Here is an 18751-nt window from a genome sequence, read left to right as displayed (position 1 = left end):
CGAACTCGTGGGAGTGAACCATGGGCACCGCGATCACCCTGATCGTGCTCCTTCTCGTCATCATCGCCGGCGTGTCGTACTTCGCCAAGAACCAGGCGCGCAACCGGCAGAACCAGCTGGACGACGCGAAGGCGGACGCACGCCGGCTGGTCGAGCGGCTCGGCGGCCAGGTGCTCAACCTGACCGGTACCGACACCGCCTCGCAGCAGGCGATGGCCGACGCGTCCGAGCGCTACAACGCCGCCGGCTCGCAGCTGGAGCAGGCGCGCACGGTCGAGCAGGCGAAGCTGGTGAAGGAGACGGCGCTCGAAGGTCTGTACTACGTCCGCGCGGCGCGCACGGCGATGGGCATCGACCCGGGCCCACAGCTGCCCGAAGAGGCCGAGCGCGAGCGTGCCGGGAAGGTCAGCGAGCACCGGAAGGTCGACGTCGAGGGCCAGAGCTACGAGGCCTCGCCGGACCCGGGTTCGAACACGCCCTATTACTACCCCGGCGGCCGCGTCGCCGGACGGCCGGTCCCGCAGGGCTGGTACAGCGAGCCGTGGTGGAAGCCCGCGCTGGTCGCCGGCGCGTGGGGCCTGGGCTCGGTCCTGCTGTTCAGCACGATGTTCTCCGGGATGGGCGGCATCGCCAGCGCCGCCGCGTGGGAGTCCGGCTACGACGCCGGCCAGGAGGACGCGGTGGCCGACGGCGGGGATGCCGGAGACGGCGGGGACGCGGGAGACGGCGGCGACGGCGGGGATGCCGGTAGCGACTTCGACGGTGGCGGCGACTACGGCGGCGGAGACTTCGGTGGTGGGGACTTCGGTGGTGGGGACTTCGGCGGTGGCGATTTCGGCGGCGGGGGCTTCGACTTCTGACGCGGACCGCTCACTCGGGCTGGCAGACCGGGCACCAGTACAGGTTCCGGCCTGCCAGTTCCTTGTGCGCGACCGGCGTGCCGCAGACGAGGCAGGGCTGACCGGTGCGGCGGTAGACGTACACCTCGCCGCCGTGCCTGTCCTCGCGCGGCGCGCGGCCCATGACATGGGGCAGGTGCTCGTCGGCGACCGTGTCGATGCGCCCCACGCGCACCCCGTGCCGCATCAGCGTCACCAGGTCCGCCCACATCTCCTTCCACCGCACCGCGTCCAGTGACCGGCCGGGCAGCATGGGCGCGATGCCGTGGCGGAACAACAGCTCCGCTCGGTAGACGTTGCCCACACCGGCGACGACGGACTGGTCCATCAGCAACGCGGCCAGCGAGGTGCGTGACGAGGAGATCCGCTCGAACGCCTGTTCCGGCTTGGCGTCACGGCGCAACGGGTCCGGGCCCAGCCGCGCCTTGATCGCGTCGACCTGGTCCGGAGTCAGTAGCTCACAACGGGTCGGGCCGCGCAGGTCCGTCCAATGTGTACCACCGACCAGCCGCATCCGGACCTGGCCCACGGGCGGCAGCACCGGCAGCTTCGCCTCGGTGAACGTGCCGTACAGGCCGAGGTGGACGTGCACCGAACCGGCCGAGTCGTAGTGGTGGAACAGGTGCTTGCCGTACGCCTCGGCCTTGACCAGCACCTGACCGTCCACAGCGGACGCGTCGGTGAACTTGCCCTGCGGGCTGGTCACCTCCACCGGCACGCCCGCGTACTGCCGCTGGTGCAGCCGGGCGAGCCGGTGGAGGGTGTGGCCTTCGGGCATCAGCTGGGCAGCGCGGGCGGGGTGCCGGTGCGCTCGTAGTCCAGCAGCTGCCGCACACGGCGGGCGTGCCGCTCGTCGGGCGAGGGCGGGGTGGCCAGGAAGGTGTCGACGATCGCGGTGGCCTCTTCGGCCGTGTGCATCCGCGCGCCGATGCCGATCAGCTGGGCGTAGTTGTGCTCGCGGGCCAGCTGCGCGATCTCCGGCTTCCAGGCCAGGGCCGCGCGGGCGCCGGGCACCTTGTTGGCGGCGATCTGCTCACCGTTGCCGGAGCCGCCGACGACGATGCCGAGGCTGCCCTCGTCGGCCACCACGCGCCGGGCCGTCTCGATGCAGAAGGCCGGGTAGTCGTCGGCCGCGTCGTAGACGGCCGGTCCGATGTCGGTGACCTCATGCCCCTGGCCCTTCAGGTGGGCCACGAGGTGGTTCTTCAGCTCGAAACCGGCATGGTCGGATCCCAAGTAGACACGCACGGGCTGGAGTCTGCCATCTCCCGTCCGGCCGGGTGTGCTGTGGGTACGGGGTCGTCCGGGCAGGGCGGTCAGGACGTGCGGGCCGCCACACTACCCGCGCCGCCGCCGGAAGCGGCTACCTTTGGCCCCCATGCGGTGGACTGAGGTCGGCGACGGCGTGTTCGCCCGGCGGTACGAGCACCTCGACCAGACGCTCGGGCTGGTGGTCGGCCGGGAGCGCTGCCTGGTCGTCGACACGGGTGGCGACGAGGTGCAGGGCGCGGAGTTCGCCGCCGCGATCCGGGCGGTCACGACGCTGCCCTGGCTGGTGGTGCTCACGCACGCCCACTTCGACCACCACTTCGGCACGAAGCCGTTCCTGCCGTGCCCGGTCTGGGCGCACGAGCGGTGCGCGGCCGCGATGGGCGCCGACCGGGAGACGTGGGCGCAGACGTTCCAGCGCGAGCACAAGCACGAGCTCGCCCAACGCCTCCTCGAAGCCGAGCTCGTCCGCCCGACCCACGTGCTCACCGATGAGGTGACACTGGATCTCGGCGGCCGCAAGGCGACCTTGCTGCACCCCGGGCGCGGGCACACCGACCACGACGTGGCCGTGCACGTGCCCGACGCGGAGGTCGTGTTCGCCGGCGACCTCGTCGAGCAGGGCGCGCCACCGGAGATCGGGCACGCGGCGGAGTGGCCGCGGGCGCTGGACAGGCTGCTTGCCCTGCGCCCCGGCACGGTCGTGCCGGGGCACGGCGAACCCGTGGACACCGCGTTCGTGCGGCGTCAGCGGGACGAGCTCACTCGAAGTTGAGGTCCCCGCTCCGCGTGCGCTTCAGCTCGAAGAAGTCCGGGTAGCTCGCGAGCGCGCGGGCGCCGTCGAAGACCTTCACCGCGTCCTCGCCGCGCGGGATCGAGCTGAGCACCGGGCCGAAGAACGCGACGCCGTCGATGTGGATGGTGGGGGTGCCCACGTCCATGCCGACCGGGTCCATGCCCTCGTGGTGGCTCTTGTTCAGCGCCTCGTCGTACTCGGTGGAGTCGGCGGCCGCGGCCAGGTCCGCGGAGGCCCCGATGGCCTCGAGCGTCTGCTCGAGGACCGCGGAGATGTCCTTGTCGCCCCCGTTGTGGAAGCGGGTCCCGAACTCGGTGTAGAACTCGCGGAGCACGGCCTCGTCCTTGGCCTGCGCGAGCGCGACGGCGACCCGGACCGGACCCCATGCCTTCGTCATCATCTCCTGGTACTGCTCCGGCAGGTCCCGGCCGGAGTTCAGGATCGCGAGGCTCATCACCTTGAAGTGGAGATCGAGCTCGCGCTGCTTCTCCACCTCGAGGATCCAGCGCGACGTGATCCAGGCGAACGGGCAGATCGGGTCGAAGTAGAAATCCACGCGAGTGCGATCGGACATCAGTGGTTCTCCCTGTAGGGGCCGGCAGCTGCGGTCAACCAGGCCAACAGCTTCCGCGTTCCGCTTGTTCCCCGGGGCATCCGTGATTGGATAGCGGGACACATCGATCGACCACCGCTAGTGCTACGAGGTGCCTGTGCCCGCCCCTAACCTGACCCGCGACCAAGCAAAACAACGCGCGGACCTGCTGGAAGTCGAGTCCTACGAGATCGTCCTGGACCTCACCGACGGTAATGGCGGTCCCGGGGAGAAGACGTTCGACTCGACCACCACGATCCGGTTCGCCAGTGCGCGCGCCGGGGCGAGCTCGTGGGTGGACATCGTCGCGGCGCAGGTGCGCGCCGCGACGCTCAACGGGCGTGAGCTGGACGTGTCCGGCTACGTCGAGGACGACGGCGTCGAGCTGCCCGAGCTCGCCGAGACCAACGAACTGGTCGTGCGCGCCGACTGCCGCTACATGAACACCGGGGAGGGACTGCACCGGTTCGTGGACCCCGTCGACGACGCGGTCTACCTCTACACCCAGTTCGAGACCGCGGACGCCAAGCGCATGTTCGCCTGCTTCGACCAGCCCGACCTCAAGTCGGTGTACCGGCTGACGGTGATCGCGCCCAGCGACTGGAAGATCGTCTCCAACGCGCAGGTCGAGTCCACCGAGAAGACGCCGGAAGGCGCCACCCGGACGGTGTTCGCGACCTCCGAGCGCATCTCGACGTACCTGGTCGCGCTCGTCGCCGGGCCGTACGCCGAGTGGCACGACCAGTACACCGACGAGCACGGCACGATCCCGCTGGGCATCTACTGCCGCGCCTCGCTGGCCGAGCACATGGACGCCGAGCGCCTGTTCACCGAGACCAAGCAGGGCTTCGGCTTCTACCACAAGGCGTTCGCCACGCCGTACCCGTTCTCCAAGTACGACCAGCTGTTCGTGCCGGAGTTCAACGCGGGCGCGATGGAGAACGCCGGCGCGGTCACGTTCCTCGAGGACTACGTGTTCCGCAGCCGGGTCACCCGCTACGCCTACGAGCGCCGCGCGGAGACCCTGCTGCACGAGATGGCGCACATGTGGTTCGGCGACCTGGTCACCATGCGCTGGTGGGACGACCTGTGGCTGAACGAGTCGTTCGCCACCTTCGCGAGCGTGCTGGCGCAGGCCGAGGCCACCGAGTACGAGCACGCGTGGACCAGCTTCGCCAACATCGAGAAGTCCTGGGCCTACCGGCAGGACCAGCTGCCCTCGACGCACCCGATCGCGGCCGACATCGTCGACCTGCAGGCGGTCGAGGTGAACTTCGACGGCATCACCTACGCCAAGGGCGCGAGCGTCCTCAAGCAGCTGGTGTCCTACGTCGGGCTGGACAACTTCCTCGCCGGGCTGCGGGTGTACTTCGGCAAGCACGCGTGGGGCAACGCCACCCTGGCCGACCTGCTGGCCGCGCTGGAGCAGGCCTCCGGCCGCGACCTGTCCGGGTGGAGCGCGCAGTGGCTGGAGACCACGGGGCTGAACTCGCTGCGCCCGCGGTTCGACACCGACGGCGAGGGCAGGTTCACCTCGTTCGCCGTCGTGCAGACCGGCGCGAAGCCTGGTGCCGGCGAGCTGCGCACGCACCGCATCGCCGTCGGCGTCTACGACGACGTCGACGGCAAGCTCGTGCGGGTCCAGCGGGTGGAGCTCGACGTCGAGGGCGAGGTCACCGAGGTGCCCGACCTCATCGGCGCGCCGGCGGGCAAGCTCGTGCTGGTCAACGACGACGACCTGACCTACTGCACGATGCGGCTCGACACCGGTTCCCTGACCACGCTGGTCGACCGGATCGCCGACGTCGTCGAGCCGCTGCCGCGCACGCTGTGCTGGTCGGCGGCCTGGGAGATGACGCGGGAAGCGGAGCTCAAGGCGCGCGACTTCGTCGCGATCGTCTCCCACGGCATCCACGCCGAGACCGAGGTCGGTGTCGTGCAGCGGCTGCTGCTGCAGGCGCAGACGGCGCTGAACTCCTACGCGGAGCGCAAATGGGCGACCGAGCGCGGCTGGCCCGAGTTCACCGCCCGCCTGCTGGAGCTGGCGCGGGGCGCCGAGCCGGGCTCGGACCACCAGCTGGCGTTCGTCAACTCCCTCGCGGGCTCCGTGCTCGACGACGAGAAGCTCGGCGTCCTCGCCGGGTGGCTCGACGGTTCGGCGCCGCTGCCGGGGCTGACCGTCGACGCGGACCTGCGCTGGCGGCTGCTGAACGCCTTGGTGGCGCACGGCAAGGCCGGCGACCGGGAGATCGACGCCGAGCTGGCCCGCGACGACACCGCGACCGGGCGCCGGCACGCCGAGCACGCCCGCGCGCTGCGCCCGACGCCGGAGAGCAAGGCCGAGGCGTGGCAGCGGGCGGTCTACGACGACGAGCTGCCCAACGCGGTCAGCAACGCCATCATCGGCGGCTTCTCCCACCCGGGCCAGAAGCACCTGCTGGGCGAGTACGTCGGGAAGTACTTCGAGGTGATCGACGACGTGTGGCAGCGGCGCTCGAGCGAGCGGGCGCAGCCGGTCGTCGTCGGGCTGTTCCCGGCGTGGGCCGTCGAGCGGTCCACTGTGGACGCCGCCGACGCGTGGCTCGCCGGGGAGCGCCCGGCGGCGCTGCGCCGGCTGGTGTCCGAGGGCCGGGCGGGCATCGTCCGCGCGCTGGCGGCGCGCGAGTTCGACGAGAGCTGAAAACGGAGAACAGCCGGCCTCCCGCGACGGGAGGCCGGCTGTTCTCGTGTCTTGCTGGACCGGTCAGGCCGGGGCGTGGCCTGCCTGGTCGGCGAGCATGCGCAGACCGGAGATGAGCCCGCCGATGAGGTCGCCCTCCTTGAAGGACGCGACCATGCTCATCACCGCGAGCTTCGCGGCCCGGTCGGAAATGCGCTGGAACGCCTCCGCGCCGGTGACCACCTCGACCACGCGCTCACCGGGCGACACCGCGATCAGCACCGAGCGGGGCGCGGTCTCGCCGATGGACGCGTGCAGCTTCTCGGCCGCCGCGCGCGAGTCGGGCCCCAGCTCGCCCAGGTACACGCTGAAGTCGACGCCCGTCTCGCGGCTCGCGAGCGTCAGCGCCTCGTCGAGGCGCGCCAGCTGCTGGACGCTGAATGGGCTGGACGGGCTATCGGGTTCGTACATCTTGGCGACCGACCGGCGGCCGCTGGAGGTAATGCCGACGCCGAACTCCGGCTCGTCGGACTCGGTCTGCTGGACCAGCTCACCAGCTGCCACGGGCACCTCCCACTGCCGTCCCCGACCCGTCGCCGGAGCTCACCTGCCGATGCGCACCGATGCCCTCGGGGTTGCCGCTCCACCACATGGGCGGGTACTCCCACGGCTGGCCCGGCCGGTAACGCGGGGTCCCGGCGAACTTCGAGCGCAGCGTCAGCAGCGCGACGACGCCGTAGATGGCGCCCGGGATCAGCGCGAAGACCAGGATCGTCTCGACGATGTTCACGTCTCGAACCTTAGCCGATGGCTTCCGGCGGCACGCTGTCACGTCGGGACCGTTCGTCGTGACGCGGCCGCCGTCGGCCGTGTGCCGACCTTCGGTTCACACGATGGGCCGAAAGGCCCTTGCGCGAAAGGTTGCAACTCAGCGTTCGGGCGGCCGCACTCAGCGCAATCGGCTTGTTCCCGGGAACAATTCCTCGTAGTTTTCACCTGTACGGGCCTTGCGCCCCGCTCCCCTTCCCGCAAAGTAACGCACTGGGTCCCCGGAGGACAGCTCATGAATGTCGCCTCTACCCCCGCTCAGCCCAACGCTGACCACGCTCCGTCACTGATCGACACCATTGAGGGCCACGGCACCCGGGTCACCCGGGGCACGCGGGTAACCGCGGGAACCCGCGTGACGCGCGGGACCAGGGTCACGAGGGGCACGCGGGTCACCGCGGGCACGAGGGTCACCCGCGGGACCCGCGTCACGCGCGGGACCAGGGTCACGGCCGGCACCCGCGTCACGCGTGGCACCCGGGTGACCCACGGGACGCGGGTCACCTGCGGCACCCGCGTCACCGCCTCCTGAACCCCCCTCCGGACTCCGGGCACCAGAACGCCCCGGCCGTCGCAGGACGACCGGGGCACCGGTGTGCGTTGCCTAGGCCGCGACGCCCAGGTACGGCCGCCACAACGGGTCCGCTTCCCCGCTGTGCACCAGCAGCCGCCAGTGCGGGCCGTGCGGCGCGGTGGGCACCACGCGCATGTGCCAGCCCAGCTCCGAGAGGAGCTTGTCGGCCTTGCGGTGGTTGCACCTGGCACAGCAGGCCACGCAGTTCTGCCAGCTGTGGGGGCCGCCCCGGCTGCGCGGGATGACGTGGTCGATGGTGTCCGCCCGGCCGCCGCAGTAGGCGCAGCGGTAGCGGTCGCGGTGCATGAGCCCCGCGCGGGTGAGCGGCACCTGCGCCCGGTAGGGCACGCGTACGTAGGTGGACAGGCGGATCACCGAGGGCACGGGCAGCGACGTCGTGGCCGCGTGCAGCGTGAGGCCCGCCGGGTCGCCGTGCACCACGTCGGCCTTCCCGCACATCACCAGCACCACGGCCCGCCGCAACGGCAGCGCCGTCAGCGGCTCGTAGGTGGCGTTGAGCAGGAGTACCCGCCGCCGTCCCCAGCTGGGGGCGCTGCCGACCGCCGGATCCCGCCCTCTACGCTGTCCGGGCGGACGGGCGCCACGGCCCCCGCCACGCGAAGGTGGCCCACTCGGATGATGACCGCTGGGCGCGGCCCCACCCGGATAAGCACACAGGACTACCTCCGGCGCCTGCCCGGCCACGGGATTGTGGTCGGGGGCGCCGAGGGGGATCGGTTGTCGGTCTGGCACTCGACCACCTCCACCGGTGCAGCCATAGTCGACCACAGATCACACCGGAAATGCACCTGTGTTAGAAGACGTGTCCTGTGACATCCGTCCGACGTTCACGTGAACGCGGGCGCACAAGGCGAGAAAGGGACCACACAGCCCCGTGTACCCCCTGCTGACCGAAACACCCCAGTGCGTCAACGACCAGGGCACCTGGTGTTACCAGGTGTACCAGCTGACTCACAATGAGTGGCTGGCGGCGTCGGCGGGCTGGCTGGTGGCCAAGCCCATCAAGATCGTGCTGATCCTGCTGGTCGCGTTCCTGATCCGGCTCGTGCTGCGCAAGGTCATCGACCGGGTCACCGAGATCCCCCGCAACAACAGCCGCCGGCTGCCCGCGCTGCTGCGCCCGCTGCGGGAGCGCGCGCCGGACCTGCTCGGCCCGATGGTGATCGAGCGACGGCGCCAGCGCGCGAAGACGATCGGCTCGGTGCTCAAGTCGCTGACCTCGTTCATCGTCTACGGGCTCGCGTTCATCCAGGTGCTCGGCGAGCTGGGCATCAACCTGGGGCCGATCATCGCCTCGGCCGGGATCGTCGGCGTCGCGCTCGGCTTCGGCGCGCAGAACCTGGTCAAGGACTTCCTCTCCGGCATGTTCATGATGCTCGAGGACCAGTACGGGGTCGGCGACGTGATCGACATCGGCTCGGCCACCGGCACGGTCGAGTCGGTCGGGCTGCGCATCACGACGCTGCGGGACATGAAGGGCACCGTCTGGTACGTCCGCAACGGCGAGGTGCAGCGGGTCGGCAACTCGAGCCAGGGCTACGCCAACGCGGTCGTGGACGTGCCGCTGAGCTACACCGCCGACGTCGACCGCGCGGTCGAGGTGCTCACCCGTACCGCCGGTGCCGCCGTGGCGGCCGAGCCGCTGGCCCAGGACGTGCTGGAACCGCCGCAGGTGCTGGGGGTGGAAAACGTCACCCCGGAGGGCATCACGATCCGGCTGACGGTCAAGGTCCGGCCGGGCAAGCAGTGGTCGGTGCAGCGTGCGCTGCGGGCGGCCGTGATCTCCGGGCTCGAGGAGGCCGGGTTCGATCCGCCCATGGGACGGTTCCTCGGTCAGCCGGGCACGACCGGCACGGCACAATAGGGAGGTGTCCTCAGTGAGCGGCGAGTCCGAGCCCCAGTCCTTCTACGACGCCGTCGGCGGGGAGCCGACGTTCCGCAAGATCGTCGCCCGGTTCTACGCCGAGGTGGCCCAGGACGAGATCCTGCGGCCGCTGTACCCCGAGGAGGACCTCGGCCCGGCGGAGGAGCGGCTGCGGCTGTTCCTCATGCAGTACTGGGGCGGCCCGCACACCTATTCCGACCGCCGCGGCCATCCGCGGCTGCGGATGCGGCACGCGCCGTTCAAGGTCGGCCCGATGCAGCGGGACGCCTGGCTGCGGGCGATGCGCATCGCGGTGGACGAGGCGGGGCTGCCGCCCGCGCTCGAGCAGCAGCTGTGGCAGTACCTGGAGATGGCCGCACAGAGCATGCTCAACAGCTGGGACTGATCGCCTTCATGGACGGCAAAAGAGTTTTCGCGCGCGGACCCGTCATCGTCGGACACCGGGGCCTGGGCCGGGGAACCGTCGACGGGCATCTGGAGAACACGCTCGAATCGTTCCTCGCGGCGGCGCCCGCGGGTGTCGACTGGGTCGAGGTCGACGTCCGCCGGACCGTGGACGACGAGCTCGTCGTGGTCCACAACCCCGCCGACGCCGACGGGGTCTTCTACGCCGACATCACCGCACAGGAGGCCTGCGACAAGGGCGCGCTGCGGCTCGGCGAGCTGCTGGAGGCGCTGCCCGAATCGGTCGGGGTCGACTTCGACGTGAAGACGTCCATGGAGGACGCCACCCTCGCCCGGACGCGGACCACGATGGGGCGGCTCGCCGCCGTCGCCGCCCGCGAGTCCCGCCGGCGCGACGTGCTCGTCACGTCGTTCGACCCGGGCGGCCTGGACATCGCCCGGCAGCTCGCCCCCGGCGTCGCCCGCGGCCTGCTGACCTGGGTGGGCTTCCCGATCGGGCACGCCGTCGCCGCGGCAGGCCACCTGGACGTCCAGGTGCTCGCGCCGCACTGGGGTTCCATGCACCCGAACGATGCCGAGCCGAGGCCACTGCACCGGCCGCTGGACTACGTGATCGACCTGGTGCACGCGAGCGGGCGCGAGCTGCTCGCCTGGTGTCCCGAGGTGGAGTTCGCGCAGCGGCTGCTCGACGCCGGCGCGGACGCCCTGTGCGTGGACGACGTGCCGACGGTCGTCGCGTCGCTGAAGGCTCCCGCGAGCGCCTGAATCCGTGAACGTCACGATTGCCGACGGCACCCTCCGCGGCGAGGAGCGCGACGGCGTCCGGATCTTCACCGGCATCCCGTACGCCGCGCCCCCGGTCGGTGAGCTGAGGTTCGCGCCACCGCATCCGGTCGAGCCGTGGCCGGGTGTGCTCCCCGGTTCCAGGCGGTCGTCGCTGCAGGCCCACGTCCTCGGCCGCGGGCTGTCCGGCAGCGAGGACTGCCTGTACCTCAACGTCTACGCGCCCGCGGCGTCCGGGCCACATCCGGTGTTCGTGTGGATCCACGGCGGTGGCGGGATCACCGGTTCGCCGAACGAGTACGACGGGACGCGGTTCGCGCAGCACGGGGTGGTCGTCGTGACCGTCGCCTACCGGCTCGGCGCGCTCGGCCTGCTCTACCTGCCCGAGAGCCTCGGCGGGCGCAACTTCGCGTTGCTGGACCAGCTCGCGGCGCTGCACTGGGTCCGGGACAACGTCGCCGCGTTCGGCGGGGATCCGGCGCGGGTCACGCTCGCGGGCGAATCCAACGGCGGGCGGACGGTGGGCACGCTGCTCGCCGTGCCGGCCGCGCAAGGACTCTTCCAGCAGGCGATCGTGCAGAGCGGGACCGGAGTCGGCGCGCTCGTGGACTCCCCCGAAACGGCGTCCGGGACCGCGGCCCAGCTGCTGGACGAACTCGGTGCCGACGCCGACGAGCTTCGTGACCTGCCGGCCGAGCAGATCGTCGAGGCACAGATCCGGCTCGCCGCGCGGTCCGGCGCGCGCGTCCCCTACCGGGTCGTCGTCGACGGCTCGCCGCTCGTCGAGCGGCCGCTCGACGCCGTGGCCGCGGGCACTGCCTCGGGCGTGCGGCTGCTGATCGGCACCAACCATGACGAGCACGACCTGTTCCGGATGCTCGGCCAGGCCCAGGGCGCGATGATGCTCGGCCCCGAGGAGTTCACCGAGGTGATCTCGGCCTACCGGCGGCGGTTTCCTGACGAGACGAACCTGGAGGGGCGGGTGGTCACGGCGAGTGACTGGTGGCTGCCCGCGATCCGGTACGCCGAGGCGCAGCACGCGGCGGGCGGCGAGGTGTGGATGTACCGGCTCGACTGGCGCACGGGCGTGCAGGGCATGGGCGCGTGCCACGGCCTGGACCTGCCGCTGATCTTCGACGACGTGGACAACCGGTACTTCCGGCTGTTCCTGGGCCGCGACACCCGGCGCGCCGGCACGGTGGCCAGGGCGATGCACGACGCGTGGGTCCGGTTCGTCCACGGCGAACCCAGCTGGCCCCGATACGAGCCGGAATGCCGGACCACGATGTTGTTCGACACCGTGAGCCGGCCCGCCGACGACCCGGACCGCGACGAACGGCTGCTCTGGGCGTCAGAACAGCAGCGGTAGCAACGCCTGCCTGCGACGCAGCACCGCGCCGTAGCGGGCGTCGAGCCGGAGCCACGAGCTCGTCGCTGTCACCCGCACGACATCCTCGCCTATCGACGAGTCGACAAAGCCCATGCCCGAGAGCGCGAACAGGCAGCGCATCGGGATCTTGACCTCGAGCTCGCCGCCGGTCACGGTCAGGACCGTCTGGTCCATCAGCGACGCCGGCGGGGTGCCGTGCGGGCCGACGTTGTCCCGCGCCAGCGTGACGCCCCGGTCGGTCAGCTCGCCGACCACGCCCACCGGCAGGTCGTCCACCTGCTGCCACTGGCCGCCGACGGGCAGCTCGGCGTGCCACAACAGGTCACGCGACGGGCCCGGGTCCATCCACTCCCCCGGCGCCACGGTCAGCGCCGCCAGCAGCTCGTTGCCCGACACGGTCACGTCCCGCGGTGCGACCCGACCGTGCACCGCACGGGTGGCCAGGACCTCGAACGGCGTCACCACCCACGCCTCGACGACCTCCTCGTCACGGTTGCGCAACCGCACCGCGCACTGCCCGTCGAGCCGGACTGCGCGGGCCACGAACGCGCTCAGCGTCTCGCGGTCCGCGGCGTCCGGGACGTGCAGCTCCGTCGTCTGCGAACGGGTGCTCTCAGTCATCCGCGCCCACCGCCAGCCTGTTCCGCAGGAACTCGCGCTCCTGCTCGGTGAATCGCCGCGGCCTGCCGGTCTCGACGTCGTAGGGCGCCAGCACGGTGTCCGCCACCACCGCGACCCTGTCGTCGGCCGACGGTCCACTGTGGACCTTGTAATCCAGGGTGGCCGAGGCGAACTTCAGGTCCCGCATGCTCACTTCGACCCGGATGTCCTGGCCGTCCACCACGATCGGCGCCTGGTAGTGCACGGACAGCTTGACCACGACCATGCCCTTGGCGAACTCGGCCAGCCCCTGCTCGCTCGCCTCGCCGAAGAGCAGCGGCACCCGAGCCTCCTCGAGCAAGGTCACCATGCGCGCGTGGTTGATGTGCCCGAAGACGTCCATGTCCGACCAGCGCGGCCGGACCATCGCTACATACACTCGCTACCTCACCGTGCTCCTGAGCTGCCGGGCGGCGACCGACAGCGTCGCCAGGTCCAGCCTGCCGGACCGGCTGATCTCGTCGAGCGCGACCCTGGCGCGGGAGAGCCGGGAGGCGTTGGCCTTCTCCCATTGGGCGATCTTCTCGTCTGTGCTGTCGTCGGTGTCGCTGTGGCGCAGCGCGTCGAGCGTGATCGCCCGCAACGAGGAGTAGACGTCGTCGCGCAGGGAGAGCCGGGCCAGGGCGTGCCAGCGGTTTCCGCGTTCCAGCGCGCTGATCGAGGTCAGCAGCTGGTCGACGTTGAGGTGCGCGGACAGCGCGTAGTACAGCTCGGCGGTCTCCTGCGGGCTGCGCTCGGTCTCCACGCGGGCTTCCCGTTCGGCCAGCTCGGTGACCTCGATGACGTCGAGCAGACCGTAGGAGTCCAGCAGGAGCGCGACCCGGTCGGCCAGCTCGCGGGGCACGCCCTCGCCGCAGAACTTGGTGGTGCGCTCGGCGACGGCGTCGGCCTCCCGCCCGCGCAGCAGCTGCCCGACCTGCGGCGCCAGCGCGGCGAGGGTGGCCTGAAACCGGCTGATCTCGGCGCCGACGGCGAGCGGCTGCGGCCGGTTCGCCAGGAACCAGCGCGCGGCCCGGTCCAGCAGCCGCCGTGACTCCAGCATCATCGCGTCGGAGATGCGGGTGTCCACGACGTTGCCGAGCCGGTGGATCGCCTCCCACAGGGAGTCGAGGCCGAACACGCGGGTGACCACCGTGTAGGCGCGCACCGAATCCGTGACGGTCGCGTTCATCTCCTCCGAGAGCCGGTAGGCGTAGGAGATCCCGGCACCGTCGACGACCTCGTTGACCAGCATGGTGGAGACGATCTGGCGGCGCAGCGGGTGCTCGGCGACCGCGTCGCCGTAGCGTTCCCGCAGCTGTGTCGGGAAGTACTCGGTCAGCCGCCGCGCGAACACCTCCGCGTCGGGCAGGTCACCCGCGAGCAGCTCGTCCTTCAGGTCGAGCTTCACGTGCGCGAGCAGAGTCGCCAGCTCCGGCGAGCTGAGGCCCTGCCCGGCCTTCTCCCGGTTGCGGAACTCGGCCTTGCCGGGCAGCGACTCCAGCTCCCGGTCCAGCACACCCGCGGCCTCCAGCGCGGCGACCTGCCGCTCGTGCACGTTCACCATCGCCGGGGCATGCGCTCGCGCGACCCCGAGCACCGCGTTCTGCCGATAGTTGTCCGCCAGCACCAACTCGGCGACCTCGTCGGTCATCTCGTGCAACAGCTCGTTGCGCTGCTCACGACCCAGCTGCCCGACCGTGACCAGGTGGTCGAGGAAGATCTTGATGTTGACCTCGTGGTCGGAGCAGTCCACCCCGGCGGAGTTGTCCAGCGCATCGGTGTTGATCTTCCCGCCGGCGCGGGCGAACTCGATCCGGCCGCGCTGGGTCAGCCCGAGGTTGCCGCCCTCGCCGACGACCCGCACCCGAAGGTCCTTGCCGTTGACGCGCACCGCGTCGTTTGCCTTGTCCCCCGCGTCGGTGTGGGTCTCGTCCTCGGCCTTGACGTAGGTGCCGATCCCGCCGTTCCACAACAGATCCACCGGCGCCAGCAGGATCGCCTTGATCAGCTCGGCCGGGGACAGGTGCGCGACGTCCTCGCCCAGCCCCAGGGCGCGGCGCACCTGCGTGGTGATCGGGATCGTCTTGGCGCTGCGCGAGTAGATCCCGCCGCCCTCGCTGATCAACGACCGGTCGTAGTCCTCCCAGGACGAGCGCGGCAACGCGAACAACCGCTTGCGCTCCTCGAAGGAGGAGGCCGCGTCCGGGTCGGGGTCGAGGAAGACGTGCAGGTGGTTGAACGCGGCCACCAGCCGGATGTGACGGGAGAGCAGCATCCCGTTGCCGAAGACGTCTCCCGCCATGTCCCCGACACCGACGACCGTGAAGTCCTCGCTCTGGGTGTCCACGCCCAGCTCGCGGAAGTGCCGCTTCACGCTCTCCCAGGCGCCGCGGGCGGTGATGCCCATCGCCTTGTGGTCATAGCCGACCGAGCCACCGGAGGCGAACGCGTCGCCCAGCCAGAACTCGTAGCTCGCCGACACCTCGTTGGCGATGTCGGAGAACGTCGCGGTGCCCTTGTCCGCCGCGACCACCAGATAGGTGTCGTCCTCGTCGTAACGCACCACGTTCGGCGCCGGCACGGTGCGGCCTTCGACCCGGTTGTCGGTCAGGTCCAGCAGACCGGAGATGAACATGCGATAGCAGGCGATGCCCTCGTTCTGCAGCGCGTCGCGATCCACCCCCGGGTCCCCGGTCGGGGTCGGCGGGCGTTTGAGGACGAACCCGCCCTTCGCGCCCACCGGCACGATCACGGCGTTCTTCACCGCCTGGGCCTTCACCAGGCCCAGGATCTCGGTGCGGAAGTCCTCGCGCCGGTCCGACCAGCGCAACCCGCCCCGCGCGACCGCGCCGAAGCGCAGGTGCACGCCTTCCACCCGCGGCGAGTACACGAAGATCTCGAACCGCGGCCGCGGCTCCGGCAGGTCCGGCACACCCTGCGGGTCGAGCTTGAACGCCAGGAACGGCCGGTTCGCGCCCTCGGCGTCGGTCACCCGGTAGTTGGTGCGCAGGGTCGCGCAGATCACCGCGAGCAGCCGCCGCAGGATCCGGTCCTCGTCCAGGCTCGTGACACCGTCGATCATCGAGGTGATCTCCTCGACCAGGGTGTCGAACTGCGTGTCGGACCCGGGGTCCGTGGCCAGGTCGAAGCGGTGCTCGAACAGCTTCACCAGCTTCGTCGCGATGTCGGTGTGCGCGAGCACCGCGGACTCGATGTACTCCTGCGAGTACGGCGTCCGGGCCTGGCGCAGGTACCGCGCATACGCCCGCAACACCGACGCCTGCCGCCAGGTCAGCCCCGCCCGCAACACCAGCGAGTTGTAGCCGTCGACCTCGCAGTCTCCGCGCCAGGCGGCGGCGAACGCGTCCTGGAAACGGACCCGCAGATCCTGCTCGGCCTCCTCGGTCAAGTCATCCAGCGCCTGCTGCCCGATCCGCAGGCCGAAGTCGTACACCCACGACCGCGTCCCGTCCTCCCGGCGCAGGTCGTACGGGCGCTCGTCGACGACGTCGACACCCATCCGCTGCAGGACCGGCAGCACGGCCGACAGGGTGACCCCCTCGCCGAGCAGGTACAGCTTGAACCGCCGCTCCCCCGGCTCCGCGTCGGCCGGCACGTAGAACGACATCGCCAGGTCCTGCTCGGTCTGCAGGGACTCCAGGCGCCGCAGGTCCGCCAACGCCTCGACCGCGCTGAAGTCCTCCTTGTACGCCTCGGGGAACACACCCGCGAAACGCTGGCCCAGCTCGGTCGCGGACTCCTCGCCCATCGGCGCCCGCAGACCCTCACCGGCGCGCTCGCGCCGCTCGGCGAGGATCGCCTCGACCATCAGGTCGTCCCAGCTGCGGACCGCCGCGTTCAGGCGCTCCTGGATGTGCAGGGTGTCCGGCTCGACCTGGCTCGAGGGATCCGTGTGCACGATGAAATGGATCTGCGCCAGCGCGGTCTCGCCGACGCGGGTGCCGTACTCCAGATGCGTGCCCTCCAACTCGGCGAGCAGCACCTCCTGCATCGCCAGCCGGGACCGCGTCGTATAGCGGTCCCGGGGCAGGAACACCAGGCACGAGTAGAACCGGCCGTAGGTGTCGCGCCGCAGGAACAGCCGCAACCGCCGCCGATCCGACAACGTGATCGCACCGACCGCGGTCGAGTACAACGAATCCTGGTCGGCGGAGAACAGGTCCGCACGCGGCCAGTTCTGCAGCACTTCGAGCATCCGCTGCCCGGAGAACGACTCCATCGGATAGCCGGCCCGGTGGATCACGTTCCGCACCTTGCGCGCCACCACAGGGATGTCGAGGACATCCTCGTGCAGGGCACTCGTGGTGAACATGCCCAGAAACCGGTGCTCACCGGTGACCAGCCCGCGCTCGTCGAACGTCTTCACCCCGACGTAGTACGGATACACCGGGCGGTGCACGGTGGACGGCGCACTCGCCTGGGTCAGCACCAGAAGCTCGGGCTTCAGGGCGTTGGCGGTGGTGTCCGGCCCGGCGGTGAGGCTGCGCGCGGCGAGGTTGTCCTGCCTGAGCACGCCGAGACCCGAGGCCAGCGAGGCGCGCATCGCGGGGTCGTCGTCTCCCGGTTCGCCCTCGACCAGCTGGTAGCGGCGGTAGCCGAGGAAGGTGAAGTGGCCCTTGGCGAGCCAACGCAGCAGATCGGCGCTTTCGGTGACCAGGTCGGATGCCAGGGGCGGCGGGTCGTCGGTGAGCTCGGCGGCGACATCGAGCGCGGCGCGGACCATCTTGTCGGTGTCCTCGACGACCTCGCGGACGTCGGCGAGCACCGAGGTCAGGTGCGTGTCCAGCTCGCGCGCGCGGTCCGGGTCGGTGATGAGGTCTATCTCGACGTACATCCAGGATTCCGCGGCCGCTCCCTCGGGCGGCTGGGCGGCGTCGGCGGTCGGGTGGATCTCCAGCAGTTTACCGGTGATGTCTCGGCTGACGACGACGATCGGGTGCACCAGACGCTGGACCTGGATCCCGTCGCGGGCGAGTTTCGCGGTGACGGAGTCGACCAGGTAGGGCATGTCGTCGGTGACGATCTGGACGACGGTGGCATCGCGGGTCCAGCCGTCCTCCGCGGTGGTCGGGTTGAGGAGGCGCACGCCGGGGCGGCCGGGCACCCGCTGCTCCGCGAACTGGCAGTGCGACCGGACGGCGCCGACGAGGTCGACGGGGTCGTCGCCGAGGACCTCTTCGGCCGGGATGTGGCGGTAGTAGAGGCGGATGAGATCAGCGATGTCCGGCGCGTGCTCGGCTGCGGCTTCGATCAGCTCGTCCCGGATCTGCTCCGGGCTGGCCGGTCGCCGTTGAAGGGTTTCCCGCCCTGAGGCCACACCAGAACGGGACGAAAAACCTGTCGAGCTCATTTCAGGCAACTCTCCACTGAGCCTTGATCACGTGATCACGCCGAACAGCCTCACCCTAGTGCGAGCTTTCGGAGACCCTTTCGCTACATGGACGCACCGATCCCCACCCCCGGTGCTAGAACCCCACGACTTCACCCACCCGAGCGGTTATAGGCAGCGTGCGGTGGGGATGGGGAGGTGTGGGGCCTGTCGCGCGTCGCGCGCGTCTTGGGCACGGCCGCCGCACGCTGTGCATATCCGGCTGGCACCGCACATCTGTCCGCCGCCCCCGTGCATCGCCGCCGTGCCCCGCATGGCCGCCGCGCCCCGTGTATGACCGCCCACACGGCCATGCACGGCCGCCGCGGCCCCCTACATATCCGCCGCACGTGCACGGCCGCCGCGCCATGCGTGGCCCCCACACGCCGTGCACCGCCGCCGCGGCCCCCTACATATCCGCCGCACGTGCACGGCCGCGCGCCATGCGTGGCCCCACACGCCGAGCAGGTTCGCCGCGCACCGTCCGCACCTCTGACATGTTCACCGCGGGCCATTTCGCAGTGCACCGTGCCATCCGCCGTGTCCCTGTACAGAGCCCGTTCATCTGCCGCGTGTTGCACGCCGTCGGCAGGGTCACGCACGGGCGCCCACAAACGAT

The 18751-nt window shown here is 70.8% G+C and carries 16 protein-coding genes; 7 read left to right on the top strand and 9 right to left on the bottom strand.

Annotated elements, in window-relative coordinates; all coding sequences use genetic code 11:
• Positions 1–20: 20 nt before the first annotated feature.
• Entirely contained in the window at positions 21–860 is an 840-nt protein-coding gene (locus LWP59_RS08540; RefSeq protein WP_144638460.1) for a hypothetical protein, read from the top strand.
• A gap of 10 nt (positions 861–870) precedes the next feature.
• On the opposite strand, the gene LWP59_RS08535 is transcribed toward LWP59_RS08540, so the two are convergent.
• Together LWP59_RS08535 and LWP59_RS08530 are read right to left on the bottom strand one after the other, a co-directional pair.
• The gene (locus tag LWP59_RS08535) at positions 871–1677 is read right to left on the bottom strand and encodes an Fpg/Nei family DNA glycosylase (RefSeq protein ID WP_144638462.1); all 807 of its coding nucleotides are present in this window, start codon (positions 1675–1677) and stop codon (positions 871–873) included.
• On the bottom strand, positions 1677–2147 hold the full coding sequence (locus LWP59_RS08530) for a ribose-5-phosphate isomerase (protein ID WP_144638464.1): 471 nt from the start codon (positions 2145–2147) through the stop codon (positions 1677–1679). Before LWP59_RS08530 ends, LWP59_RS08535 begins: the two co-directional genes overlap by 1 nt.
• Before the next feature lie 130 nt (positions 2148–2277).
• Here LWP59_RS08530 and LWP59_RS08525 point away from each other — a divergent pair, with 130 nt between their 5' ends.
• Entirely contained in the window at positions 2278–2943 is a 666-nt protein-coding gene (locus LWP59_RS08525; RefSeq protein ID WP_144638466.1) for an MBL fold metallo-hydrolase, read from the top strand.
• On the opposite strand, the gene LWP59_RS08520 is transcribed toward LWP59_RS08525, so the two are convergent.
• Positions 2930–3538, bottom strand: a complete 609-nt coding sequence (locus LWP59_RS08520; RefSeq protein WP_144638468.1) for a mycothiol-dependent nitroreductase Rv2466c family protein — start codon at positions 3536–3538, stop codon at positions 2930–2932. The genes LWP59_RS08525 and LWP59_RS08520 overlap by 14 nt on opposite strands.
• Before the next feature lie 136 nt (positions 3539–3674).
• Here LWP59_RS08520 and pepN point away from each other — a divergent pair, with 136 nt between their 5' ends.
• A complete protein-coding gene (pepN, locus tag LWP59_RS08515) occupies positions 3675–6236 on the top strand; it encodes an aminopeptidase N (RefSeq protein ID WP_144638470.1) in 2562 nt (853 codons plus the stop codon).
• Between the two features lie 63 nt (positions 6237–6299).
• Here the strand turns inward: pepN and LWP59_RS08510 are convergent, their stop codons facing one another.
• From LWP59_RS08510 to LWP59_RS08500, 3 genes are all read right to left on the bottom strand, one after another.
• A complete protein-coding gene (locus tag LWP59_RS08510; protein ID WP_144638472.1) occupies positions 6300–6779 on the bottom strand; it encodes a DUF5130 family protein in 480 nt (159 codons plus the stop codon).
• Complete coding sequence (ctaJ, locus tag LWP59_RS08505; protein ID WP_144638474.1) at positions 6766–7005, bottom strand: aa3-type cytochrome oxidase subunit CtaJ; 240 nt, start codon at positions 7003–7005, stop codon at positions 6766–6768. The genes LWP59_RS08510 and ctaJ overlap by 14 nt, the downstream gene beginning before the upstream one ends.
• A 642-nt stretch (positions 7006–7647) precedes the next feature.
• Positions 7648–8076: an HNH endonuclease gene (locus LWP59_RS08500; protein WP_444541903.1), complete on the bottom strand. Its 429-nt coding sequence runs from the start codon at positions 8074–8076 to the stop codon at positions 7648–7650.
• 436 nt (positions 8077–8512) lie between these two features.
• Between LWP59_RS08500 and LWP59_RS08495 the strand changes: the two genes are divergently transcribed.
• From LWP59_RS08495 to LWP59_RS08480, 4 genes are read left to right on the top strand one after another with little or no spacing between them, the layout of a single operon-like run.
• A complete protein-coding gene (locus LWP59_RS08495) occupies positions 8513–9502 on the top strand; it encodes a mechanosensitive ion channel family protein (protein WP_144638478.1) in 990 nt (329 codons plus the stop codon).
• Between the two features lie 4 nt (positions 9503–9506).
• Positions 9507–9908 carry a globin gene (locus LWP59_RS08490; protein ID WP_186383236.1) on the top strand — a complete coding sequence of 134 codons (402 nt, stop codon included), beginning with the start codon at positions 9507–9509 and terminating at the stop codon, positions 9906–9908.
• A gap of 8 nt (positions 9909–9916) precedes the next feature.
• A complete protein-coding gene (locus tag LWP59_RS08485; protein ID WP_144638482.1) occupies positions 9917–10693 on the top strand; it encodes a glycerophosphodiester phosphodiesterase in 777 nt (258 codons plus the stop codon).
• A 4-nt stretch (positions 10694–10697) separates the two neighbouring features.
• Complete coding sequence (locus tag LWP59_RS08480) at positions 10698–12080, top strand: carboxylesterase/lipase family protein (protein WP_144638484.1); 1383 nt, start codon at positions 10698–10700, stop codon at positions 12078–12080.
• On the opposite strand, the gene LWP59_RS08475 is transcribed toward LWP59_RS08480, so the two are convergent.
• Genes LWP59_RS08475 through LWP59_RS08465 form a run of 3 tightly spaced genes read right to left on the bottom strand, consistent with a single transcriptional unit; the run spans position 12063 to position 18114 of the window.
• The gene (locus LWP59_RS08475) at positions 12063–12722 is read right to left on the bottom strand and encodes a hypothetical protein (RefSeq protein ID WP_144638486.1); all 660 of its coding nucleotides are present in this window, start codon (positions 12720–12722) and stop codon (positions 12063–12065) included. The two genes, LWP59_RS08480 and LWP59_RS08475, sit on opposite strands and share 18 nt — an antisense overlap.
• Positions 12715–13140, bottom strand: a complete 426-nt coding sequence (locus LWP59_RS08470; protein ID WP_144638488.1) for an acyl-CoA thioesterase — start codon at positions 13138–13140, stop codon at positions 12715–12717. Before LWP59_RS08470 ends, LWP59_RS08475 begins: the two co-directional genes overlap by 8 nt.
• A 3-nt stretch (positions 13141–13143) precedes the next feature.
• Positions 13144–18114 (bottom strand): NAD-glutamate dehydrogenase, encoded by a 4971-nt coding sequence (locus LWP59_RS08465; protein ID WP_144638490.1) that lies wholly within the window; start codon positions 18112–18114, stop codon positions 13144–13146.
• Between the last annotated feature and the right edge of the window lie 637 nt (positions 18115–18751).

This window comes from Amycolatopsis acidiphila, assembly GCF_021391495.1.
Lineage (GTDB): Bacteria > Actinomycetota > Actinomycetes > Mycobacteriales > Pseudonocardiaceae > Amycolatopsis_E > Amycolatopsis_E acidiphila.
Note: the sequence above shows the minus strand (reverse complement) of the source record. Positions and strands in the feature narration are given on the sequence as shown.